A 24,289-nucleotide genomic window follows, 5' to 3' on the forward strand; every position below is an offset into this window, starting at 1 on the left:
AACATGCACAAAGAACCTAGAGTCTTTTGTGCATGTTTATGAAAGTATAATTTTTAGTTGTCTTGTTCAGCTTTCAACCCCAAAATTGCCAGGTACACAGTTACTGCCTGATGGAATTGCCGAACATCAATTCCGGTTATGTCGATAAATTTATCAATCCGGTATTGCAGACTATTGCGATGCATGTACAGTTCCTTTGCTGTAACCGAAATGTTTAAATTACACGCTATAAACGTTTCTATTGTCTTTAGAAGTTCTTCATCATCTTTAACATCTCTTAATACACTTTGTGTGATGCTTTTTCGTAATGGCTTGTCTGCCTTTTCGATAAAAAGATACGGGATGACGTCTATATAGTTAACTACTGCTTTTGCAGAATAAGTAAAAGCTACTCTGGATCCTTGTTTTAATGTTTGATAATAGGATGGCGCTTCGAAATGATTACGTACAAAGGAGCCAACAAAGAATTTAATCTTTACATATAAATCACTCATTAAGACATCAATGATTTGTTCGTATGACATACTTTCATCTTTAGATCCTGATTGCTCTTCTATTATAATTCCCTCTTGTTCATTTTCCCACAGAACAGGAACAGTTTTATTAAAGAGCTCATTGATTGCATTTTTAAATGTATGGGGATCTATTTGGTTTTTTTGAATGGAAAAGTAGATAAATCGATATGTAGATCTTGTTTTTGCCGGTTTCTCAGTGGTGATACGTGTTTGCCAACGCTGCTCATCCATAGTAGGTACAGGAAATACGGAATCATAAGGCTGTAAAAACGTGTTTAATAAAACGTCGTCTTTTGTAGTTAACTCCCTTTTCTTTATACCAATGAGTTCATCTGTAGTTGTTATAAACCATTTATAAGTGTCATCAGATGTAATAGGATATTTCTCGTAAGTTATTAATGACGGAAAAATGGATCTTAATTTATTTATCATAGGAATTTCCTTCTTTCCAAAGGGAATATATCTATTATAACAATGAAGTAGGTTAAGAAAAACGATTAATATCGAATTAGTATACATGAAACAATTGGTTTGTTATAGTTGTTTTAGCTTGAAATTGAAGGAGGAAAAATTGTGCCTAACATTTATGATAGTGCGTACGATTTAGAAAAGGCAATTCGTGAAAGTGAAGAATTTACAAATCTTAAACAAGCATATGAGGCAGTAATGAACGATGAGTCTGCTAAACAAATGTTTAATAACTTCCGCGATACACAAATGCAATTACAAGAAAAACAAATGCAAGGTGAAGAGATCACCGAGGAAGAAGTTGAAAAAGCTCGCCAAGTAGTAGAGCTTGTTCAGCAACATGAAGATATCTCTAAATTGATGGAGCAAGAACAACATTTAAACACGGTGATTAATGATGTTAGCCGTATCATTACAAAGCCATTAGAAGAACTTTATGGTGCACCGGAAGAATCTGAATAAAACCTTAATGTAACAAGTACTCGTAGAAATTAGTTTTCTACGAGTACTTTTTTGCTAGGAAAATTACATGCAGGATTTTCTCGATTAATGACGAAAGAGTATGTAACAAGAAGAATAGAAAGGAGTTAAAATGATGCCTACTGTTTTATTGGAAAGTAAAAATAATATATCCTATATTTCGTTGAATCGTGCAGAACGTTACAATGCTTTGAATAAAGAAATGCTTGAAGATTTACTTAAAGTACTAGTGCAAGTGGAAAAAAACGACGATAAGATCGTCATATTAAGTGGTGAAGGTAAGGCTTTTTGTGCTGGTGGTGATATAGCCATGATGAAGGATTTTGCTAAAAAGGAATTTTACGATCAAGTCATGAGTGCCATTGAAGAAATTATACTTAAATTATATAAGCTGAATAAAATTGTTATTTCAGCTATCCAAGGATCCGCAGCAGGTCTTGGTTTGAGTCTTGCTTTAACAGCAGATTATGTAATTGCACAAAAGCAGGCAAAGCTTGGAATGTTATTCATTGGTATTGGACTAGCCCCTGATGGCGGAGGTCATTTTTGGCTAAATGAACGATTGGGCACACAAAAGGCCAAGCACTTTATATGGAATATGCGGCAAGTAAAAGGCGATGAAGCTGAATTCATGGGACTTACTGATATCGTAACAGACAATCCAGTAGTAGAAGAAGCAACCAAAGTTGGAGAGCAAATACTGTCTACTCCGATAACAGCGATGTTGAAAACGAAGATGGTTTATCATAACGAAAAAGAGGCGACATTAAGGCGATATTTAAAAGAGGAAATAAAAGCACAATGGGAACTAAAGAATACAGAAGACCATCAAGAAGGTGTAAGTGCATTTTTAGAAAAGAGGAAGCCGGTTTTTAAAGGGCGATAATATAAAGGACGACTCACAATTGTTTTCTCCTATAACTTAATTGTGAAGTCGTCCCTTTTTGTAGGTAAGGAAAGTCTTGTATATTTATCTACAGAATTAGCCACATCCAGCTCCAACGTACAGGACAAGGAATCCTTCGACAGCGAAACATCGCACGAAGAAAAAGCGAACTTCTCTTTCGAGGACGTACTAGTGGCGATGATGCCACAGGATAAGGAAACCTCCCCTGCAAAGCATCGCACGCAGAAAAAGCGCTTTTCTTTTTCAAGGACGTGGCGTTTTCATCGGCCAGCGTCAAGACACTCGGGGACATTAAGCAGTTCGACTTTGGTAAAGGCATCCACACTACGCGAACCTGCTTATGCTTGTCGTATCTTTCAAGGCGCTTAAGCTCTTCGTGTTTCCTTTATCTCATGCGGATTTGGAAGATCGACTATAACCACCGCTTTCGGTGGCAACGCCGACCCACCCGCGATGCGCAGGCGCAGCCCATACGTCACTTAACGGGCGCTTCGAGTTTTTGTAGTTACCTATGGAAAAGTATCATTTTTGCTTCTGGTGATACACATCTGTGCGTATGTTCGCTTAGTCCTTCTTCAGCTAAACGTGCTTCACCAATTTTTTTCGCTTCATCATTGTTTTCTGCTGTGAACGATTCATCAAGCAATTTTTCACCAGTTTTAGTAAAGACGGTTAATACATAAGTTTTCATAATGTTACCTCCTAGAAGTATGCTCATACTAGTTATTCTTCATAGTCTTTGAAATTCCTTCTAAAAAACAAATAATCGTGAAACCTCATTACTTCTTTAACGTATCATAGATGTTGGAAAGGAGAGAAGAAAATGACATTGAAACTACAAAATGTTACCAAACGATTTGGTGAAGATACTGCAGTAGATCACCTTTCATTAAACATTCCTGTGAGAGAGATGTTTGGTTTTTTAGGAGGAAATGGGGCAGGTAAAACAACTACTTTTCGTATGATTTTAGGATTATTAGATGTAACAGATGGTGATATTTCATGGAATGGAGATAAAATTAATTATGATAAAAGTCATTTAATCGGTTATCTCCCTGAAGAAAGAGGACTATATCCTAAATTAACTGTACGGGATCAGATTACATATTTAGGGAAGCTGCGAGGTATGAGTAAACAGGAAGTGTTAACAGAGCTCGAAGACTGGTTATATCGATTCAAGGTTCCTGAATATATGAATAAAAAAGTAGAAGAATTATCAAAAGGTAATCAGCAAAAGATCCAATTTATTTCAGCAGTAATACATAAACCCGAATTGTTAATTCTAGATGAACCATTTTCCGGGCTTGATCCGATAAACGTGGAAATGTTAAAGGATGCAGTGATGGACTTGAAGGAACTAGGTACAACTATTGTATTTTCATCACATCAAATGGATCATGTAGAGGATTTATGTAAACATCTTTGTATTTTACATAAAGGAAAGCCGGTTGTTCAGGGGTCTTTACGTGAAGTTAAACAAGCATTTGGTAAGAAGAATCTAGTTATACATGCAGATGTTCCTTTGGATTTTTTACAGGACTATTCCGGGGTAGTTCAGTATAGAAAAGTTACAGAAGGCTGTGAGCTCCAAATTGATAATGAGGCGGTTTCTCAGGAAATATTTTCAGCCTTACAAGGAAGAGGATTTGTTCGTAAGTTTGAACTCGAAGAACCTTCATTAAATGATATCTTCATCGAAAAGGTAGGTGCCTCCTATGAATAAGTTCTGGATCATTATGTCACATACCTATCTGACACGTGTTAAATCGAAATCATTTATCATCACTACATTAATTACGCTGTTGTTAATCATAGGTCTTGCTAACATGCAAACGATTTTGGATAGCTTCTCTAATGACGGAGATGACGAAATAACTGTAATAGACAATTCTAATCAATTATTTGATCCGTTGAGTCAAAGTGTGGGCCAATCCAATGAAGATATCCAATTATCTGCATATGATGGATCTGAGGAGGATGCAAAAGAGGCTGTCCAATCGGAGGAGTATCAAGCACTTGTTGTTTTGTCCATGGATGAAAATGATTTACCAGAAGCGAGGTATTTTTCGAATAATATTTCCGAAAATGGAAATCAAATGTTTATACAGCAACAGTTACAGCAACTAAAAGTAACCATAGCTACACAGCAATCTGGAATTGATGAAGCAACTTTAGCTGAAATTTATAAACCGATAACGTTTAACATTGTCGCTTTAGATGAAACTGCTAAGACAGAGGAAGAACTAAGCCAGGCAAGGGGTATTGTCTACATCATGCTGTTTCTACTGTATATGGCTGTTATGATGTATGGCCAGATGATTGCAACAGATGTAGCAACAGAAAAATCATCAAGGGTAATGGAAATCTTGGTTTCTAGCGCATCACCTGTCACACACATGTTTGCAAAAATCATCGGGATAGCCTTACTGGGATTAACGCAAGTCACTTTATTTGTAGGGGTAGGATACTACTTACTGACTTCCAAAACGAATGAGCTTACTGGTGGCTTTTTTGAAACGTTTGGAATTCAGGATACTTCACCGACAACTTACTTGTACGCTGTTGTTTTCTTCCTATTAGGATATTTACTTTATGCTACACTAGCAGCAATGTTAGGTTCGTTAGTTAGTAGGGTGGAAGATGCCCAGCAGATGATTATGCCGATGATTTTCTTGATCCTGATCGCCTTTTTCATTGCGATGTTTGGTATCAATATGCCAGGGTCTACGTTTATTACCATATCATCTTACATTCCTTTCTTCTCACCAATGGTAATGTTTTTACGTGTTGGAATGCTGGATATACCAGTGTGGGAAGTTGCTTTATCCATTGGAATTCTGATAGGTACGATTATTTTACTAGCAATTATAGGAGCAAGGGTTTATAAAGGTGGCGTTCTGATGTATGGGCGTTCCAGTTCGTTAAAAGATATTAAAACAGCTATTGCGTTAACGAAGAAAGAATAAAAGTGAAAGGGCCGCACTAAGAATGTGGCCTTTTTCTGTTCTTAGGAAATTATCAAATTAAGAGCCTGTGTAAAAATTATTAATTGTGTAAGCCACGTCCAGCTCCGACGTACAGGACAAGAAAGGCTGCAATAGCTAAGAAAAAGCGCTTTTCTTTTTCAAGGACGTGCTAGTGCAAGCGTTGCCACAGGATAAGGAAAGCTTCCCTGAAAAAGTATCGCACGAAGAAAAAGCGAACTTCTTTTTCAAGGACGTGGCGAACTTAGCCTGTAAGAGCGCTTCTAGCTTTTGTTCAAGGTAAGGAAAGTATAAAATTTTGGTACTATAAAGTTTCTTGTCAGCAAGAGCCATGTCTAGCTCCAGCGCCCAGCCACTCGCGACATAAGCAATCCGTCTTGCGAAAGGAAAAACCACCTTTCTCCAGCCGTTTTGCTTATGCGGTCGTGTCTTTCAGGGCGCTTGCGCTTTTCTTAAAACTTTACTCGATATAGAACGTGCATTCGCTTTTTGTTTTTGCTAAAATAGAGAAAATAGGTATAGAGGGTGATGGTATTGTCAGATCAAATTTCATTTATTCATGCTGCAGACTTACATTTAGATAGTCCGTTTAAGGGTTTGGCCCATGTGCCTGAGCATATTTTTAACCAAATTCAAGCGAGTACATTTGCAGCTTTGGACCGATTAGTTCAAGCTGCTATTGAAAAGCAAGTAGATTTTGTCCTTATTGTTGGTGACTTATTTGATAATGAGAAACAAAGTCTTAAGGCTCAAGTCCGCCTCAGAAGAGCTTTTGAAGAATTAGAGCACCATGCTATTAATGTTTATTTATCTTATGGAAATCATGATTACACAAATGGCAATATCCATCCAATGACATATCCGGATAATGTGTTTATTTTTACGAAGGAAGAAGTAACTCATTTTACATTTGAAAAAGGCGGAAAACCAACTACTTCCATATACGGTTTCAGTTATGAAAATAGGTCTGTTACAACAAAAAAGGCAGCGGAATACCAGGTAGCTGATCGTACTATTCCATATCATGTTGCCATGTTGCACGGAAGTTTACATAGTAATACAGAACATGATGTATATGCCCCATTTCAAATTAGTGAATTACGGGAGAAGGATTTTGATTACTGGGCACTTGGACATATCCATCAGCGTGAAATCTTAGCAGAAGATCCTTACATGGTGTATCCGGGTAACATTCAAGGACGAAATCGTAAGGAGACAGGTGAAAAAGGGTGTTATTATGTTTCATTGTCTAAAACAAACACGTCTACTTCTTTTATTCCCTTACAAGCATTACAATTTGAAGAATTATCTATGGACGCCTCTGATTGTGAAGGTATTTATCAACTTGAAATTAAAATCCAAGAACAGATTAAGGGGATACAAAAACATTCATCTCCCCATCTCATAAATTTAAAATTAATAAGCAATCATTCACAACTTAAGAAGTGGGAAACAGAAAATCTTCTTGAGGACATTATTGAGCTAATAAACGAAACATTAATTCATCAACATGTATGGACCTATATTTTTAAGTACACGATTGAGAGTGAAGAAGGGGGCTTAACCAGCGACTTATACCACGGAGAGCACTTTGTGGGAGAATTGATTCGCCACTTTGACGACATATCCATTCAACCCTATGTAAAAGAATTATTTCATCATAAGCAGGCAAGAAAATACCTGGAGACAATTTCTGAAGAGGATGCAGAAATAATAAAAGATAAAGCCAAACAGCTGTTAGTTAATGAACTTCTGCCAAATGGAGGTGAGTAAATGAAATTAGGACAAGCAACCGTATATGGGTTTGGAAAATGGGTTGATTTTACAATTGATTTTTCTGAGCAATCCTTTATTTGTGTTTATGGCGAGAACGAATCCGGAAAATCGACGCTGCAGCAATTTATTTTATTTATGCTATTTGGACTACCACCGAAAATGAGAGCCTTTTATCGTCCTAAAACGAGCAGTAGAATGGGTGGAAGACTTACTGTTTCTGATCCTGAATTTGGTGAATTTACGATTGAACGATTAGATAATGTTCGAAATGGTGCGGCAAAGTGTTTTGGACCTGATGGTTCTGAGTTTGATGAGGATTGGCTTAAAGAGCGCTTAAATGGGATGACACATGATACCTATCAGTCTATTTTTTCATTTTCTGCTATGGACTTATATGGGTTAAGAAACATGTCAGAAGAAGACTTAGGCGAAGTACTTTTAGGAATTGGCCTAACAGGTTCCAAAAGTATATACGCTATTGAAAAAAGGTTAGAGAATAAAGCGTCAGAATTATTTAAGCCAAACGGAAGAAAGCCAGCTATCAATAAACAACTCGAATCCTTGGACGAACTTTTTATACGTTTACATAAATATAAAAACAGTGAAGCAACATATCGAGAAAAGAAAGCAGCAGCACAAGCTTTAACAGATGATATAGCTTTATTACGGTCACGTTCTACCCAAGAAAGCAAAAGACGTTCCATCGTGGAGAAGCAGCAGCATGTATTGCCAATCATTCACCAATATCATAATTGTACGAATAACTTGCAAAATTATCCTGCATGTATCTCTTTTCCGGAAAATGGGATAGATCGTCTTCAAGCGATAAAGGATAAGCTACTTCCATTAAAAAGTGAATTAACTGTTTTAGAAGATAACAAACAAAAATATGAAACAAAGCTAGACGAGATTACCAAAAGCCTCCACGATGAATCGGTATATAAACAGCTTGAAGAAATGCTGAAGCAAAAGGATCTTTTTCTGGAAAATAAAAATAACATCAAAAAGCTTCAACAATCAATATATAAAGTGGAAACAGAAATAAAAATGGAATTAGATCAATTGAATATGGGGATTGAGCCAAAAGATTTAGAAACTATTTCTTTACCATTTTATATTGAAAAGACTTGGAACCAGTTGAAACATGATGCTGATCAATTATCGGTGGTAAAGGAACAACTGCAACAGGAAGAATCCACGATCAAGAAACAACGATTTTATCTTTCAAATCAAAAACAGGAAAAACAGGATCTATTGCTGCCAGAAAAACAAGTTAACGAGCTTAATGAAAGAATAAATACGTACAATCGACAGCGCTATTTGCAGCAAGTTAATCAGAAGAAAGCAGAACAACAAGGTGTATGGGAAGAGTTGAAACGAGAAAAAACTAAACGTTCCAGCCAAGTGCTAATAGGCAGTGTCGTGTTAGCATCACTTCTTGGTATTTCAGGGATGGTCATGGATAGTTTCATACTTTACGTGATGATGTCCTTGTTCCTAATAGTTGGTTCTAGCCAGTGGGTATGGAGAAACTATTCCATAAGGTTGATGGAACGTATAATGCATGAACAAGAGAATGATATGCCTATAAATCAACCTTCTATTGATGAGAAGGACATTGCTGAGGAGTTACTAGCAGAACACAAGAAACATAATAGCGATTTACAATCTGTGGAAGAACAGCTCAAAGCATTAAATACCCAGTTAATACAATGGGAAGAGAGAAAAAAGCTAATAGAAAATAGGGAAAGTCGTTTTAATCAGCAAGTAGAGGATCAATACGCAAATTATTCATTTCTGAAAAACGTACGTATTATGTACTGGCCTGAGTTCTATCATACGATAAAGCATGTTATGAAACTCATGGAGCAAAAGCGCTCAGACCAAGAAGAATATCGAAAATTAATAGAAAGGCAAGAAAGATATAATTACAACATCCATCGTTTCTTTGAGGAAAGAGCTTGGAGGGCATCAACAGAAGCAATGGAAGAAAATGTAGTGTTTATGGAAGAACAGCTAGAAAACTATCGTAATCAACGTAATTTAGCAAAGCAGTACACGGATTTGGTAAAAGAAAATAAGAACGAGCAGTATATGATGACACAAAGAATGCGTACTTACGAACGTGAAGTCGAAGCACTATATACTAGTGCGCATGTAGAGACTGAAGACGATTTCTTTAAAAAAGCAAAGCAATGGAAAGAAATGCAACTCATAGTTCAAAATCAACAGCAATTGTTCAGCCAGCTAAGGGCAATCTTCTCCAAAGATGAATCTGAAGAATTGTTAAAGAAGGATATGAATGAATCTAATTTGAAAGAGGAGCATATTCACATAAAAGAAAAAGAAGTAGAAATAGAGAATAATATAGAGAAAAAACGTCAAGAGCTTGCATATGTAAATACGGAACTTTCAAATATGGAGAGCTCTGAGACATATTCTGAATTGATGCATCGATTTGGTATGGAACAGGAACAACTGCAGAAACTAGCAAATGAATGGGCTGTTTTCAGAACTGCAAAAGAAATGTTATTGGAAACCAAGCGTAACTATCGTGATAAATATTTAAGCAAAGTAATCAGTAAAACTTCATCTTACTTCGGTGAATTAACAGATGGTCAATATGAATACGTATTTGCCCCAACAGAAGAGATGCCATTTCAAGTTGAGGCGAAAGATGGAGTTAGATATATAGTAAACGAATTATCACAAGGTACGATTGATCAATTGTATGTATCGCTTCGACTTGCGATCAGTGAAGTGATGATTGAAGAACATCGATTACCTTTTATAATAGATGATGCTTTTGTTCATTTTGATGCTGTTCGCACAAAACAGGTAATGAAAATAATGGATAGGTTTTCTCATGATCAGCAGATCCTCTTGTTCACATGTAAAAGAGAAGTTCTAGAATGGACAAAACAAACAAAAACAATTAATTTGGCAAATTCTGTTCGCATCTCTTAACTTGTATGTGGTAAACTGTTCTCAAATAAAATGATTTTATATGCAAGTGGAGGGAGATCCATTGCCAAATGAAAACGGTATAAAGGAATGGGAAAAATACGAAGAAACAATGGAAACATTTATCCAATCTATCGCGAAAAATATGAATTTATACGGAATTACATCTTCGGTGGGTAGATTGTATGGTGTATTATATTTTTCTGATCAACCAATGACATTAGACGATATGCGTGATGCACTAGAAATGAGTAAAACAAGCATGTCAACGGGTGTTCGGGCCTTATCAGATATGAAAATGGTAGAATCTACCTTCAAAAAAGGAATTCGGAAAGATTTGTACAAGACTGAGGAAGATTGGTATAAGTCATTTACATCTTTATTTGGAAATCGGTGGAGACAACATACGGAAACAAATATTGAAGAAGCCGAAGAGGCAATTGAAGAACTGGAGACCATTTGCAAGAACACAAATGATGAAATGTTAAAAGAGAAAATTATTAACGATATAGAACGACTCCAGTATGCACAAAATTATTATGAATGGCTTATGAAATTTATCCAAGTGATTGAATCTGGCAAAATATTCGATTATATTCCAAAAAATATAGATTAACCAGGTGACTTCGCTTTTAGAACAGTAAAAAACAAGGGGGAAATAACATGAAAAAGGGGATAGGACAACACTCTATCGGGGACGCCTTTGATAGTTTCATGTTGATAAAAGAATCATCTAGAGGTGTTGCTAGTAATGGGAAACCGTTTCTAACGTTAATATTACGTGATAACACTGGTGAAATTGAGGCGAAATTGTGGGACATTACGAGTGATGATGAAGCAGTGTTTGTTGGGGAAAAGATCGTTAAGTTAACTGGTGAAGTTAACCAATTCCGCGGTAAAGCACAATTAAAGATAACATCTATCCGGCCAGCACAAACGACAGATGGACTTCATGTTTCCGATTTTGTTGAAAAGGCACCAGTTGAAAAAGAGATACTTATGGAGAAACTGACTGAAGCAATTTTCGAAATGAAGAATCCTGCCATGCAACGTATTGTTCGGGCATTTATTAAAAAGTATCAAGAAGCTTTATTGACCTATCCAGCTGCTTCAAAAAACCATCATGAATATGTCTCTGGACTTGCTCACCACATTGTTAGCATGCTTTCACTTGCAAAGGAAATACATCATTTATATCCACAAGTAAATAAAGATTTATTATATGCTGGTGTTATTCTACACGACCTAGGTAAACTGAAGGAATTATCAGGTGTAATTACAACATCATATACGTTAGAAGGAAAATTGCTTGGACATATTCCAATGATGGTTGAAGAAATAGGCCATATAGCTAAAGAGTTGCAAATCGAAGGGGAAGAGGTTTTGATTTTGCAACATTTAGTGTTAAGTCACCATGGAAAAGCAGAATGGGGTAGTCCAAAACCACCATTAGTCCGCGAAGCAGAGATCCTGCATCTCATAGATTTAATCGATGCAAAAATGAATATGTTAAACCGAGCATTAGAAAACGTGAAGCCAGGTGAATTTACAGAACGCTTATTTGCTATGGATAATCGTACATTTTATAAACCATTATTTGAAGAATAATATACCAAGGTTATTTTTTGTCCTGCTTGTACATATACATGTGATAGATACATGGACAAGGGAGGCGTAAGAATGATTTTAGGAGTGCCTTGGTGGGTTTTTATGATGATTATTTTCATTTTTCTTAGTGGATACATGGCATATAGAGCGTTTTATGCGGAAAAGAAATTGGAACAGCAGTATATTGAACGTGAAGGCAGAATCTATATGGAACGAATAGAAGAGGAAAAAAAACATAGAGAAGATCGAAAACAATTGACTAGTTAATAAACAAGGCAGTTTTTAAAAGATTGTTGTTTTAGTCACAATAGATATATAATGTGACGTAACTTGATGTGACGGTTAACCTACCGCTACGGAAATACACTTCGCTTTCACCCATCCGGGTACAAGTGCGACATCTGCTTCGTTACACTGCGCAGTGTCTTCTACCCGTGGGCGGCTGATGACCCTCCTCGAGCTAACGCTCTCTGGGGTCTCAGGCTAGGCCTCTGCTCCCACAGGATAAGGAAAGCTACATAGCTAGACATCGCACGCAGAAAATCGGTTTGTATTTTCAAGGAGTCTACGTGTATATCCTCCGCTGTTATTTCCGTTACTGTCGTGGGACTGTATCAGTATTAATAGAACCCCTTACCAGTCAGGGTGAGCGGAGGGCGGTGACTCCTGCGGGAACAGCACGTGTCTGAAGACACCGAAGCGGTGGTTTTCCGCTTCGGAGGCTGAAGCCGTGCCCGCGGAAAGCATCCGCCCGTAGCGATCCCAGACGGAGGCAATAGCACGCGTTCTTAGAAATAAGCCTAAAGTTACGTCGCATTCTATATCAACTGCGAGGATTAAAAAGCTGCACAATTTATGAATTTAGACAAAACTAGTAATACGAGTGCTGGATGTGGCTTGCTTAGTTACTAGATTAATCAATCTAAACCTATTAAAAAAGAGCTAATACCCCGAGGGTACTAGCTCTTATTAATTAACCTTGTGCGTTTTGATCTTCCAATGAGAATAAGTCTTCAAACTCTTCAATTTTCACATCGATGTTAGCAGATTCTATAAGTCCATTTATTTTTTCCTGGAATTCTGCTTGATCTAAATTCTCATATAAAAGTTGTTGGCGAATATCATCTTTTTTATCTTCTAGAGTAGGAATATCTGTTACGGTTATGATGTGATAACCAAATTCGGATTCCACTGGATCACTAATTTCTCCAACTTCTAAATCAAATGCAACCTCTTCAAATTCTGGCACCATTTTTCCTGTTGAGAAATAGCCAAGGTCCCCACCATTTGCAGCCGAACCGTCTGCAGAATGTTCTTTGGCTAGCTCTGCAAAATCAGCACCCTCATCAAGTTGTTGTTTTATATCATTAGCTGTTTCTTCGTCCTCAACTAAAATGTGACTAGCTTGAATTTCAATTTGATTTTCTTCCTTCATCGTGTTGAACTTTTCTTCGATTTCTTCATCTGTAACTTCCTTACCTTCAAAAGCTGCTTTTTCTTGAAGAAGATTTAGATATGTCTGGGAACGGAATGCTTCCTCATCTGGAATACCGTTTTGTTGCAGCCACATTTCAAATTGGCCACCTTGTTGATCTTTTACATCTTGTACTCTCTCGTCTACTTCTTCATCTGTAACTTCATAATTATCTTCTAATACTTTTTTTACTACCATTTCGTTTAGTAGAGCTTCACCAGTACGGTCTTTCAACTCATTATAAAACTCTTCTTTAGTAATATTTCCTGCTTCTGACTCGACAACTACTTCAGAATCATCTGAATTGCAGGCAGCCAAGCTTAACACTCCTGCTGTCAATGTTACTGCGATTGCTAGTTTTTTCATCTCTATAAACACTCCTAATCTGTTTGTACGAAACACGTTTAAAAACTACTGATAAATATACCATAGTTTAGCACAAATTATATAGTTCTAGCTAGAATTTTTTAGTTTTTTGTTATGTTACATTCAACACCTTCACATAAGACGAAACAAGTAGAACAAGAACCATAATATTAATTACTCGAAACACAGTAGATTGTTTCTCTTGTTTCAATTCCATCTTGATACAGAATTTGTGTGTTAAAGAGTTAAATATAAATAAAATTATTAGTGCATAAACAGGGAATAAAATACCCATAGTGGAACCCTCCTAAACCAAACATATTACACGTTAACTATTTAAACAGGAAATATATTTTAACATCATATTTATTACTGTACCAAAATATTACGATTATGAACAGTAACGGGTGAATATTTAATTCTAAGACAATAAGAAAAGATCTGGAATTCCCAGATCTTTTCTTATTGTTCTATTCTATTATTTTTGGGCTTTTACTAGTATATCAAATCCATTACTACCATTCTCGATAACTGACTTTTTTGGTGCTTTCGTAATGTGTATAATATATAGAAAGTCAATAAAAGTTATCCCAATATGAAAAGCAGTAAATATCAGTATATATACATAAATACTTGGAAATAAATACGTTGCTATAATACCTGGAATGGTAATTAATATAGTTGGAGCAACTGCTACTAGTAAAGATGCATTTTTAGATAAGTGAGCCTTCGTGTAATAATAGAATACAGGAACCAGTTTGTTTTTTGATTTATATATCAATTTTGCTCGTTTATTCATTACAATTAGTGGTAAAATATGCATAAATGAATGCAGTGTTGGTAACATAACGATAGCTAATATTAATGGTAAGACACCGAAATCGTTTATACTAGCTGTATGATGGAAAATAGAAAACGGTACAAACATAACAATAAAGGAAATCAAGCCAATCAAAAATGACGCAAGATATACCCTATTCGTACCGAACTCTTTTTTAATGTTAATGGTTTTCCAGCAATTCATTTTTGATCACCCCAGTAATATTATTTTTATAGGAAGTTTTTCTCTTAATCCTTCATGAATAATAGTACGTTTTAACGGGAAAAGCAATGGGTTTTTGATTAATTTTTATAAATTTTTTTTAATACAATTTAGTAACAGCTGAAAAGGTTGATATTACCGCGTTCAGCTGACTTAAAATAAGGAGGGACTAATGGTGGAAAATATAAGATATAATGATTCTACTTCCTTTCATCTGCACCTGTTATCAAAAGTGGTCGATATGGATAAATATCCACTAATTAAATTAATAATTGATACGGGTCTCTCCAAAGATGAATGTAATGAACTTCTTAAGTTGTTACATAGTTTAAATATCCAATATGAAACGCAAAAAGAAGAAGGTTTTTTAGATTACACGTCGTTACTATTGCATTTCGTTGGTATGTTAAATGAAAAATTGGAACCAGCTAAGACAATTTATGCATTAAAAAAAGAAGGGTATTATCCTTCTTTAATTAGAGAATTTGTTATTTTGATAGAGAAATATGATTAAATTTGTTTCATACCTCGGAATGATTTTTCAATTTGCTTATGAAAATCAATAATATTGTTTAGTCGTTTTGAAATAACAGTGTCTTCAGATTCCACATTCCTTAACTCATTATTTATTTGAAGTAATGAATCCTTCTGATTATTTGCTGCATCAATCCATTTGTTTATATATACATTCATGAATGATTTGTATAATTGATCATTCGCCTCATATAAATCTTTTCGAACTCCTTTTTTCCATACCCGAGTTACAAAATTTAATTCTGCTAAGGTTCTAATGCTAGTACTCATTGAAGTTTTACTTTTTCCAAGTGCTTCACTCATATCATCTAGTGTTAACGGTTTTTCTTCTAAATATAAATATGCAAACAAACGAGCTTCCAAGGGTGATAAACCGAACATTTCAACTGTCTTTGAAAACTCGACCATTATTTTGTACATTGCGTCATCCTGTTTATTCTTGGTCATAAAATCCTCCTTAAAGCCTTGCTATATAAAGGTTACACTAATTGTAAAGATTTTAAAAATACAATTTATGCTAGTAAATAGAAGTAAATTGGAGGAAACCTACGTTATCATCTATATAAGTTCGTACAGAATAAACTGTACGAAAAATACATACAAAATTAATGGTATTTAATGTTTGAAATAACTAGGTAATACGTTATATAGTATTAAAGTGAGTGAATGCTGATCGGATTTATAATTATGTCTCATATGGGGCAAAATGTTGGATGTAACTATTACATTGCTTTGATCTGAGTTAAAAGTACTAAGACTAAAATCATGCATCATTCGAATAAAGAGAAAAAGTAAAAAGAGGTGAAAGATGTGCCGGTAATTGAGGCGAAAGATTTATCTAAGGTTTTCGGGAAAAACCCTAAACAAGCTTTAAAACTTTTGGATAAGGGTTTATCCAAAGATGCCATATTAGAACAAACAGGTAACACTGTAGGAGTAAATCGTGCTTCTTTTTCTGTTGAAGCAGGAGAAATATTTGTAATTATGGGATTATCTGGAAGTGGCAAATCAACTTTGGTACGGTTAGTTAATCGATTGATAGAACCTACTGAGGGGAGTATCTTTGTTGATGGAGATGATTTGGCAAAGATGGATAAAAACTCCTTACGTAAGGTTCGAAGAGAGAAATTAAGTATGGTTTTCCAACGCTTTGCGTTATTCCCACATCGAACTGTTTTAGAAAATGCAGAATTTGGCTTGGAAATACAGAAGGTAGCAAAGGAAGAACGTAAGAAAAAAGCAGAAGAATCTCTTGAATTGGTTGGATTAAGTGGATATATCCATCAAACACCCGGTCAATTGTCTGGTGGTATGCAGCAACGAGTAGGCTTGGCGCGGGCATTAGCAAATGATCCAGAAGTATTATTAATGGATGAAGCATTTTCTGCGTTGGATCCACTTATTCGAAAAGAGATGCAAGATGAACTACTGGATCTACAAACAAAAATGCAAAAAACAATTTTGTTTATTACACACGATCTAGATGAAGCACTAAGAATAGGCGATCGTATTGCATTAATGAAGGATGGTTCCATCGTTCAAATTGGAACACCTGAAGAAATATTAGTTAATCCTAAAAATGACTATGTTGAGAAATTCGTTGAAGATGTGGATCGCTCTAAAGTGTTGAATGCTCAACATATTATGAAAAGACCAGAGACTGTTACGATAGATAAACATGGTCCACGTGTTGCCCTGGATCGTATGCGAGCTGAGGGACTATCGAGTATATTTGTCGTTGATAGCAATCGTAATCTAAAAGGATACGTAACAGCAGAGGACGCATCAAATGCACGTAAAGAAGAGGTTAAGGATCTAACAGGAATTTTACGTAATGATTTTCCAAAGGTAGATAAAGAAACAACGATGAATGATATATTTAATATTATTCATGACTCACCAGTCCCAGTTGCTGTTGTAGAAAATGGTAAGTTGGTTGGAATAATAGTACGTGGAGCTGTCATTGCTGCACTTTCTGGAGATGGCGAGGTGAATATTGAAGATGCTTGATAAGATGTTAGATTTTATACCTGAAATACCAATAGCAGAAGCAACTGAAACATTCACAGATACAGTTACAGATACGTTTGCGTTTTTGTTTGATCCAATTAAAGAACATTTTGGCAATTTCATGGATGCTTCCTCAGAGTTTTTAATGGGAATTCCTCCAATTATCATTATTATCATAGTAGCGTTAATTGCCTTTTTTATTAGTGGTAAAAAGCTTGGTTTAACTGCATTTTCAATTGTAGGTTTATGGTTAATTTATAATCAAGGCTATTGGGAAGAATTAATGTCTACATTTACATTAGTATTAATTGCAAGTGTTTTATCAGTGATTATCGGTGTTCCTTTTGGAATTCTTATGTCTAAAAGTAAAACAGCTGAAGCAATTATTACACCTATATTGGATTTCATGCAGACAATGCCTGCATTTGTTTATTTAATTCCTGCAGTTGCTTTCTTTGGTATCGGTATGGTACCTGGTGTATTCGCATCATTGATTTTTGCTACACCACCGACAGTCCGGTTTACGAATTTAGGTATTCGACAAGTTTCTAAAGAATTGGTCGAGGCGTCGGAAGCATTCGGTAGTACCGGATCACAAAAATTATTTAAAGTAGAGCTTCCAATGGCAAAAGCAACCATTATGGCTGGAATTAACCAGACTGTTATGTTATCTTTGTCGATGGTTGTTATTGCTTCAATGATCGGAGCACCTGGACTAGGAAGAGAAGTTCTATCTTCCTTACAACGTGCACAGGTTGGTACTGGTTTTGTTGCAGGGATAGGTATTGTTATTCTTGCAATCATTATTGATCGATTCACTCAAAACTTGAACAGGAAGAGTGAATAATAATTTAAGTTGGCTATCTTTTCATTAGGAAAAGTTTCCATATATAAAAATTAAGCAAAAAGGGGAGTTTTAATAGTTATGTTTAAACTTAACTGGAAACGTCTTGGCCTAGCAGCTGGGCTTTCATTATCATTATTCGCAGCAGGTTGCGGAACAGACGAAGAAGACACTACAGATGAAGGTACAGGTGATGAAGGTACATCATTAGTAGGTGAAGGTAAAGAAATTGAATTAGCATATGTAGAATGGGATTCTGAAGTAGCTTCTACCCATGTGGTAGGAAAAGTTCTAGAAGATTTGGGCTATGATGTTACATTAACACCGCTTGATAACACAGTTATGTGGGAAGCAGTAGCTAATGGCGAAGCAGATGGTATGGTAGCAGCATGGTTACCAGCAACACATGGTAGTCAGTATGAAGAATATGCTGATCAAATGGTTGAACTTGGTGCTAACTTAGAAGGAGCTAGGATTGGCTTAGTTGTTCCTGAATATATGGATGTAGATTCCATTGCAGACCTAACGGATCAAGCTGATCAAACAGTTACTGGTATCGAACCAGGTGCGGGTGTTGTAGCAGCTGCAGAAAAAGCGGTAAATGAAGATTATGCTAACCTTGATGGATGGGAAGTACAAACCTCTTCAAGTGGTGCAATGGCAACTGAATTAGGTTCAGCTTATGAAAAGGAAGAAGATGTCATTGTTACAGGTTGGACACCACATTGGAAGTTTGCTAAATATGACCTTAAATATTTAGAAGATCCAGAAGGGTCATTTGGTGATGCTGAATCAATCGAAACTATGGTTCGTAAAGGACTAGAAGAAGATTTACCTAACGCATATAAAGTCTTAGACCAATTTAATTGGGAAGCTGCAGATATGGAAAGTGTAATGCTTGAAGTTTCTGATGGTACAGCAATTGAAGATGCTGCTGCATCATGGGTTGAAGAAAACGAAGAAAAAATATCTGAGTGGACTGAAGGCGTAGAATAATAAAAATAAAAAGCTGGTACAGAGATGTATCAGCTTTTATATTAAAATACATACATGAAAATGAATTATTAACAAATTATATAGATAGTGATTAGTAAAAAGGAGCGATGAACTAGATGATAGCAACTAAGATGAAAAACGTGAAATCAATATTTATTTTAGGGTTGTTGCTGTTACTGATTACGGCAGGTTGTGGAGCTGATGAGGATGAAAACACAGGAAATAACGATGATGCTAACGGTGAAGTGAATTATAGTGAAGAAGTAGAATATACCATCACAGGTATTGAACCGGGAGCAGGTATAACAGTTACAACTGAAAAAGCAATTGAAGAATATGACAGTTTGTCAGGTTGGGAACTAGAGCAAGCCTCTACAGCAGCAATGGTAACCCAATTAGACGAAGCTATTGCAAATAAAGATCCAATAGTTGTTACTGGTTGGAATCCACATTGGAAATTCGCAAAATACCCAGATTTAAAATATTTAGATGACCCAAAAGGAATCTATGGTGATGTTGAAGTTATTAAAACACTAGCACGTCTTGGGTTGGAAGAAGAAAAGCCAAATGCCTATAAACTTATAGAACAGTTCAACTGGGAAGTAGAAGATATGGAAGGCATCATGTATGACGCTCAAGAGAGTGGAGATGAAGTTGCTGAAGTTGCCAAACGTTGGATAGAAGATCATCCAGATAAAGTTGCCGAATGGACAGAAGGTGTCGAGGATGTTGACGGGGAAGCTTTTGAAATAGTTTCAACGCCTTGGGATTCTGAACGTGCATCTGCTAACGTTGTTGCAGAAGCTCTAACTCAAAAAGGCTATGATGTCACCATTACGCCTGTAGATGTGGCAGTTGTATTTGAAGCGGTAGCTAATGGAGATGCGGATGCAACTGTCGCTGCTTGGATGCCGATGACGCATAAAGATTTCTATGAAAAGTTTGAAGATGAATTTGTTGATTTAGGAGCAAATCTGGAAGGTGCTAAAATTGGTCTAGTTGTACCAGAATACATGGATATTGATTCCATCGAAGATTTAGAACCAGCTGAATAGGTAGGAACAAGTTCACCGCCTTTGTTGCGGTGGACTTGTTTGTTTTGGTAGGAAACTATAAAAGGTATCCTAATAGGACACCCTCATAAACATTAGCTTTTCTGTACTTTTTCCTCAAGATCTTTTAAACTTGCTTCAATTTGCTCAAGGTATTCGTGGATATTTTCTTTGTGAGGCTCTACAGCAGTTTTCCATTCTGTTACAGATCTTTTCAATTCCTGTGTTAGATCTTTCATTAAAGCTGCACCTTCTTTTGACGTCTCAGTAATTTGATCTTTAAGTCGGATGCCATCGCTTTTTAAGCTATTGAGCATATCCTTCCATTCTGAGCTTTGTTGTTTTACTTGTCCTCTTAATTCTCTTCCTGATGAAGGTGTACTTAAAAGTGTTGCTGTAGCGCTAATAGCTCCACCAACCATAAAGCCAACTAATAATGATTTCCCATCTGCCATTATGCATTCGCTCCTTTCATCCGCTTAGTATATCTTTTCCTTTTTTTCCACTACTATTAAACCTATTTTCGGAAATTATATGTATAGTGTTTTAAAAAATCCTCTGACAAGCTTTGCCAGAGGATTATATTGCAGTAGTTCAGGTAACGACGATTGGTTGTGATCTTTTTAAAATCCGTTGAACGACGGGGTATACAATAATCATAAAAACAGTGTTTAAAGCTGCTGCTGGTAATACTACAGTTAGGAATAATAACATAAATGCGCCTTCCATTAATCCAACGATATAAAGAGCAACTGTTAAAAATATTGCTCCACTAATCATGGTGCCAATAGCTGTTAATACAGGAACGCTTAGTTTTATATCTAACCTGTCTTTAACTAGTAATACCAACCCAAAGAATAGTAACCCCGTAATAGGTTTATCAATCATGTTTGCAATCTGACCACCAACCGTTTGTGTGGTTAAAGCAGAAATAACACCGGCTGCAATAGATAAGACTACAACATATTTAGCTTTTGGAAATAATATAATTCCTAAAAACATCATCGACAATAACATGTCTGGCTTCATTCCGTAAATAAAAGGCGGAATGATGTAATGCAATACAGCGCCAATCCCCAATAATAGTGACAAAAGTACTAAAATTCTCGTATTCATTTGTAACTCTCCTCTTCTCCGCTAAACTAATCTATTTATTTCCCAACTGTACACTGATTGTCAGTTGCGGAAACTTGTTATCATTATAACAAAAAAACTTCAAAATAAAAAGCACTAATTTTCTGATTACAACCCTGAGATTATCAGCTATCAACTGATTCAGCAATTTCTTTTGCAACTTGCTGTAGATCCTCTGATGTGTAATCGTCCGAATGTGTAACCCATTTTGAACGGAAGCCATCATCTTGACCATATCTCGGGATAAGGTGAATGTGCAGATGGAACACTGACTGATCCGCAGCTTTCTCATTATTGTTAAGTAAATTCATTCCAATAGGTTTGTAGGTCTCTTTTATAGCGTTAGCGATTTTTGGAACACGTGCAAATAATTCTTTTGCAACTTCTGGAGGTGTTTCATAAATGTTTTTTGTGTGTGTTTTTGGAACAATGAGTGTATGTCCTTTTGTGACTTGGCTAATGTCTAGAAAAGCATAAACAAATTCATCCTCATATACTTTTGCAGACGGAATTTCTCCATTAACTATTTTACAAAAAATACAATCTTCATGTGCCATTAAATCAACCACTCCCAACTTTTATATTACTTTATATTCTATATAGTTGAAGGCTCTTATGTAAAGTTTTCTGATCAGGTTGTATGATTAAAATAAGCAGGCATAGCCCCAATTGTTGCGGGCTAGCCTGCATTAAGAAGAAAGAGGATGCTTGAACATCTAACGTTGGGGACTTGTAATGCATCGTTAAAGTACATACTTGCTACTTGAACTCGATTACAAAAACCTTTTTGTCAGCACCTCAGGCTGTGTGAGCTTTATCTAACAAATTGGTTAATTAATTAGATTATCGATCACTAACACCTCATTTTGTGTTTTAACACGAAAATTAAAGTAAGTGAGCATCCTCGTTTCTTCAGTAGTTATTTTGAACCAAAAACTCATTTCTATACAAAAAATTTAAAAAAGCATGTCGAAAATAGGCGTGTGGTTTGTTTTGGCATTACATCTTAAAAATGATAAAATTTGTACAAGTGAATTACTAGGAGGAAATTTTAGTGGAACCTATGTTACATATTGATAATCTATATGGTGGTTACACCCATAAAAATGTATTACATGGCATTTCGTTTGATGTTTATCCAAACGAAATTGTCGCACTTATTGGATTAAATGGTGCAGGGAAAAGTACCACGATTAAACATATTATTGGATTAATGCAAGCTAAAAAAGGAATCATATCAATTAATGGCAAGACTTTTCATGAAAACGTCACAGCTTATCGAAACCAATTGGCATATATTCCGGAAATGCCTATATTATATGATGAACTAACCCTACACGAACATCTTCGGTTAACAGCAATGGCATATGACATTCCTCGGGATGTCTTTGAAAAAAGGTTACCGCCATTGTTGAAGGAATTTAGGATGGAGAAAAAGCTAAATTGGTTTCCTGTCCATTTTTCAAAAGGCATGAGGCAAAAGGTTATGATTATGTGTGCTTTTCTAATTGAACCGCCTTTATATATTGTGGATGAGCCATTTGTAGGCTTAGATCCATTAGGGATTCAATCATATTTACAGTTGATGGATGAGATGAAGCGTAATGGCTCTGGCGTGTTAATGTCCACACATATTCTGGCAACTGCAGAACGCTATTGTGATAGGTTTGTGATTATACATGATGGAACCATCCGCGCTGTTGGAACGTTAGAGGAGTTACAAAAAAGTTTTAATATGCAAAATGCTACATTGGATGAGTTATATATGCAATTAACGAAGGAAGAAGATAGCCATGTTTGATTCACATGATTTTTTTAAAAAGCGTTTTTCCGCGCATCTTAAAGAGACAAGTCGTTACTTGCGTTATATTTTCAATGGTCACATAGCTGTTGCTATGTTGTTTTTTATATCAGCAATGGCATATTATTACCAGCAATGGTTAGCTGATCTTCCTGAAAGTTTCCCGACAGCACTGATCATGGGACTAGCATTAGGTCTATTAGTTAGCTATAGTCCTGTTCGAACCTTATTAAAAGAACCGGATTTAGTGTTTTTAATTGCTGCTGAGAATAAAATGAATGCTTATTTTCGCAATGCATTAGTGTACAGCTTTGTTCTTCAGTTATACCTTATCTTATTAGTGGTTGCTGCGTTTGGTCCGTTATATTTTGCAACGTATCCTGATCGGGAAGGTAGCGTTTATTTACTAACGCTTGCTATTGTACTTATTTTTAAAATATGGAATTTAATTGCGAACTGGTGGATGCTTAAAATTAGAGAGCCTGGTGTACGGTGGCTAGATCAGATCGTTCGCATGCTTATAAATATTGCCATTTTCTTCTTTATGGTTAATGGAGAGATGCTTTTAGCTGGGATTACAACAATACTATTTGTACTCGTATTTTTATATGATTATAGTGTTTCCAGAAAACAAGCAGGTATTATATGGGATTTATTAATTGAGAAGGATCAAAATCGCATGCAGGTTTTTTACCGGATTGCAAATATGTTTGCTGATGTACCACATTTGAAGAACCGAATTAAAAAGCGACAGTGGCTCGTATCTATTGTAAGTCGAATGCCCTTGGTAAAAGAACGTACATTTGATTATTTATACCGGATTACATTTGTACGAACTGGAGATTATTTGGGAATGTATATCCGCTTAATTGTAGTTGGTGGTTTATTCATCTATTACATTCCGAATAGTTGGATGAAAATAGCTTTTGCTATATTATTTTTATATCTAAGCAGCTTTCAAATGATGACATTATATCATCATCACCGAACGATTATGTGGCTGGATTTATATCCGGTAGATATAACCTTGCGTCAGCGGGCAGTCATCAAATGGCTGTTTCAATTAACGCTGATCCAAACTATTCTATTTGGTATTCTCTTTTTGGCTATGAATGAAGTAATGGGTGTTCTTGTTGTTGTAGTTGGTGGAATGGTATTTAATTACTTGTTTATTCATGGCTACGTAAAACGAAAATTGGTTTAAAAAACCCCCAACATGTATTTATGCATGTTGGGGGTTTTTTTAGGCAGATAAGAAAGTATAAAAACTTTCTTTATTTGCATAAGTGCAACTAGGTTATTCGCTATAAAGGCTTGCACTCCAAAGCATAAGG

At 35.9% G+C, this 24,289-nt stretch carries 25 protein-coding genes; 16 read left to right on the top strand and 9 right to left on the bottom strand.

All coding sequences use genetic code 11. The features are described from left to right. Window positions 1-53: 53 nt before the first annotated feature. Window positions 54-947: a PucR family transcriptional regulator gene (locus ACFQ3N_RS04295; RefSeq protein WP_390359898.1), complete on the bottom strand. Its 894-nt coding sequence runs from the start codon at window positions 945-947 to the stop codon at window positions 54-56. A 141-nt stretch (window positions 948-1,088) separates the two neighbouring features. Here ACFQ3N_RS04295 and ACFQ3N_RS04300 point away from each other — a divergent pair, with 141 nt between their 5' ends. Continuing rightward, the gene (locus ACFQ3N_RS04300; RefSeq protein ID WP_390359900.1) at window positions 1,089-1,445 is read left to right on the top strand and encodes a YlbF family regulator; all 357 of its coding nucleotides are present in this window, start codon (window positions 1,089-1,091) and stop codon (window positions 1,443-1,445) included. A 133-nt stretch (window positions 1,446-1,578) separates the two neighbouring features. Next, window positions 1,579-2,349: an enoyl-CoA hydratase-related protein gene (locus ACFQ3N_RS04305; RefSeq protein WP_390359902.1), complete on the top strand. Its 771-nt coding sequence runs from the start codon at window positions 1,579-1,581 to the stop codon at window positions 2,347-2,349. 526 nt (window positions 2,350-2,875) lie between these two features. On the opposite strand, the gene ACFQ3N_RS04310 is transcribed toward ACFQ3N_RS04305, so the two are convergent. Next, a complete protein-coding gene (locus tag ACFQ3N_RS04310; protein ID WP_390359904.1) occupies window positions 2,876-3,061 on the bottom strand; it encodes a YhzD family protein in 186 nt (61 codons plus the stop codon). A gap of 132 nt (window positions 3,062-3,193) precedes the next feature. Here ACFQ3N_RS04310 and ACFQ3N_RS04315 point away from each other — a divergent pair, with 132 nt between their 5' ends. The 7 genes from ACFQ3N_RS04315 (at window position 3,194) to ACFQ3N_RS04345 (ending at window position 11,969) form a co-directional block, all read left to right on the top strand. After that, a complete protein-coding gene (locus tag ACFQ3N_RS04315) occupies window positions 3,194-4,093 on the top strand; it encodes an ABC transporter ATP-binding protein (RefSeq protein WP_390359906.1) in 900 nt (299 codons plus the stop codon). Then, window positions 4,086-5,336 carry an ABC transporter permease gene (locus tag ACFQ3N_RS04320; protein ID WP_390359908.1) on the top strand — a complete coding sequence of 417 codons (1,251 nt, stop codon included), beginning with the start codon at window positions 4,086-4,088 and terminating at the stop codon, window positions 5,334-5,336. Before ACFQ3N_RS04315 ends, ACFQ3N_RS04320 begins: the two co-directional genes overlap by 8 nt. Window positions 5,337-5,888: 552 nt before the next feature. Next, window positions 5,889-7,127 carry a metallophosphoesterase family protein gene (locus ACFQ3N_RS04325; protein WP_390359910.1) on the top strand — a complete coding sequence of 413 codons (1,239 nt, stop codon included), beginning with the start codon at window positions 5,889-5,891 and terminating at the stop codon, window positions 7,125-7,127. Beyond that, window positions 7,128-10,097 (top strand): ATP-binding protein, encoded by a 2,970-nt coding sequence (locus tag ACFQ3N_RS04330; RefSeq protein ID WP_390359911.1) that lies wholly within the window; start codon window positions 7,128-7,130, stop codon window positions 10,095-10,097. Between the two features lie 109 nt (window positions 10,098-10,206). Continuing rightward, window positions 10,207-10,710: a GbsR/MarR family transcriptional regulator gene (locus ACFQ3N_RS04335; RefSeq protein ID WP_390359981.1), complete on the top strand. Its 504-nt coding sequence runs from the start codon at window positions 10,207-10,209 to the stop codon at window positions 10,708-10,710. Window positions 10,711-10,757: 47 nt separating this feature from the next. Continuing rightward, window positions 10,758-11,702, top strand: a complete 945-nt coding sequence (gene yhaM / locus ACFQ3N_RS04340; protein WP_390359913.1) for a 3'-5' exoribonuclease YhaM — start codon at window positions 10,758-10,760, stop codon at window positions 11,700-11,702. A gap of 72 nt (window positions 11,703-11,774) precedes the next feature. Further along, entirely contained in the window at window positions 11,775-11,969 is a 195-nt protein-coding gene (locus ACFQ3N_RS04345; RefSeq protein ID WP_390359914.1) for a sporulation YhaL family protein, read from the top strand. A gap of 706 nt (window positions 11,970-12,675) precedes the next feature. Here ACFQ3N_RS04345 and ACFQ3N_RS04350 read toward each other — a convergent pair. The 3 genes from ACFQ3N_RS04350 to ACFQ3N_RS04360 form a co-directional block, all read right to left on the bottom strand. Continuing rightward, entirely contained in the window at window positions 12,676-13,542 is an 867-nt protein-coding gene (locus ACFQ3N_RS04350; RefSeq protein WP_390359916.1) for a peptidylprolyl isomerase, read from the bottom strand. A 112-nt stretch (window positions 13,543-13,654) separates the two neighbouring features. Further along, window positions 13,655-13,837, bottom strand: coding sequence for a hypothetical protein (locus ACFQ3N_RS04355; RefSeq protein WP_390359918.1), 183 nt, complete (start codon window positions 13,835-13,837; stop codon window positions 13,655-13,657). A gap of 183 nt (window positions 13,838-14,020) precedes the next feature. Continuing rightward, entirely contained in the window at window positions 14,021-14,566 is a 546-nt protein-coding gene (locus tag ACFQ3N_RS04360) for a DUF3267 domain-containing protein (RefSeq protein ID WP_390359920.1), read from the bottom strand. Between the two features lie 190 nt (window positions 14,567-14,756). Between ACFQ3N_RS04360 and ACFQ3N_RS04365 the strand changes: the two genes are divergently transcribed. Next, window positions 14,757-15,098, top strand: coding sequence for a DUF1878 family protein (locus ACFQ3N_RS04365; protein WP_390359922.1), 342 nt, complete (start codon window positions 14,757-14,759; stop codon window positions 15,096-15,098). Here ACFQ3N_RS04365 and ACFQ3N_RS04370 read toward each other — a convergent pair. After that, window positions 15,095-15,565: a GbsR/MarR family transcriptional regulator gene (locus ACFQ3N_RS04370; RefSeq protein WP_390359924.1), complete on the bottom strand. Its 471-nt coding sequence runs from the start codon at window positions 15,563-15,565 to the stop codon at window positions 15,095-15,097. The genes ACFQ3N_RS04365 and ACFQ3N_RS04370 overlap by 4 nt on opposite strands. Before the next feature lie 363 nt (window positions 15,566-15,928). Between ACFQ3N_RS04370 and ACFQ3N_RS04375 the strand changes: the two genes are divergently transcribed. From ACFQ3N_RS04375 to ACFQ3N_RS04390, 4 genes are all read left to right on the top strand, one after another. Beyond that, window positions 15,929-17,128, top strand: coding sequence for a quaternary amine ABC transporter ATP-binding protein (locus tag ACFQ3N_RS04375; protein WP_390359926.1), 1,200 nt, complete (start codon window positions 15,929-15,931; stop codon window positions 17,126-17,128). Next, on the top strand, window positions 17,121-17,975 hold the full coding sequence (locus ACFQ3N_RS04380; RefSeq protein WP_390359927.1) for an ABC transporter permease: 855 nt from the start codon (window positions 17,121-17,123) through the stop codon (window positions 17,973-17,975). The genes ACFQ3N_RS04375 and ACFQ3N_RS04380 overlap by 8 nt, the downstream gene beginning before the upstream one ends. A 78-nt stretch (window positions 17,976-18,053) precedes the next feature. Beyond that, complete coding sequence (locus ACFQ3N_RS04385; RefSeq protein ID WP_390359929.1) at window positions 18,054-18,968, top strand: glycine betaine ABC transporter substrate-binding protein; 915 nt, start codon at window positions 18,054-18,056, stop codon at window positions 18,966-18,968. 116 nt (window positions 18,969-19,084) lie between these two features. Further along, window positions 19,085-20,023: a glycine betaine ABC transporter substrate-binding protein gene (locus ACFQ3N_RS04390; RefSeq protein ID WP_390359931.1), complete on the top strand. Its 939-nt coding sequence runs from the start codon at window positions 19,085-19,087 to the stop codon at window positions 20,021-20,023. A 92-nt stretch (window positions 20,024-20,115) separates the two neighbouring features. Here the strand turns inward: ACFQ3N_RS04390 and ACFQ3N_RS04395 are convergent, their stop codons facing one another. The 3 genes from ACFQ3N_RS04395 to ACFQ3N_RS04405 all read right to left on the bottom strand — a co-directional run bounded on the left by ACFQ3N_RS04395 (window position 20,116) and on the right by ACFQ3N_RS04405 (window position 21,711). Continuing rightward, entirely contained in the window at window positions 20,116-20,475 is a 360-nt protein-coding gene (locus tag ACFQ3N_RS04395) for a YtxH domain-containing protein (RefSeq protein WP_390359933.1), read from the bottom strand. Between the two features lie 139 nt (window positions 20,476-20,614). Continuing rightward, window positions 20,615-21,136 carry a tryptophan transporter gene (locus ACFQ3N_RS04400; protein ID WP_390359935.1) on the bottom strand — a complete coding sequence of 174 codons (522 nt, stop codon included), beginning with the start codon at window positions 21,134-21,136 and terminating at the stop codon, window positions 20,615-20,617. 143 nt (window positions 21,137-21,279) lie between these two features. Further along, window positions 21,280-21,711, bottom strand: a complete 432-nt coding sequence (locus ACFQ3N_RS04405) for an HIT family protein (RefSeq protein WP_390359937.1) — start codon at window positions 21,709-21,711, stop codon at window positions 21,280-21,282. 497 nt (window positions 21,712-22,208) lie between these two features. Here ACFQ3N_RS04405 and ACFQ3N_RS04410 point away from each other — a divergent pair, with 497 nt between their 5' ends. Both ACFQ3N_RS04410 and ACFQ3N_RS04415 read left to right on the top strand, forming a co-directional pair. Further along, window positions 22,209-22,955, top strand: coding sequence for an ABC transporter ATP-binding protein (locus ACFQ3N_RS04410; RefSeq protein ID WP_390359939.1), 747 nt, complete (start codon window positions 22,209-22,211; stop codon window positions 22,953-22,955). Beyond that, entirely contained in the window at window positions 22,948-24,159 is a 1,212-nt protein-coding gene (locus ACFQ3N_RS04415; RefSeq protein ID WP_390359940.1) for an ABC transporter permease, read from the top strand. The genes ACFQ3N_RS04410 and ACFQ3N_RS04415 overlap by 8 nt, the downstream gene beginning before the upstream one ends. The last annotated feature ends 130 nt before the right edge of the window (window positions 24,160-24,289 follow it).

It is taken from the genome of Virgibacillus byunsanensis (assembly GCF_042675965.1).
Classification (GTDB): domain Bacteria; phylum Bacillota; class Bacilli; order Bacillales; family Amphibacillaceae; genus Virgibacillus_R; species Virgibacillus_R byunsanensis.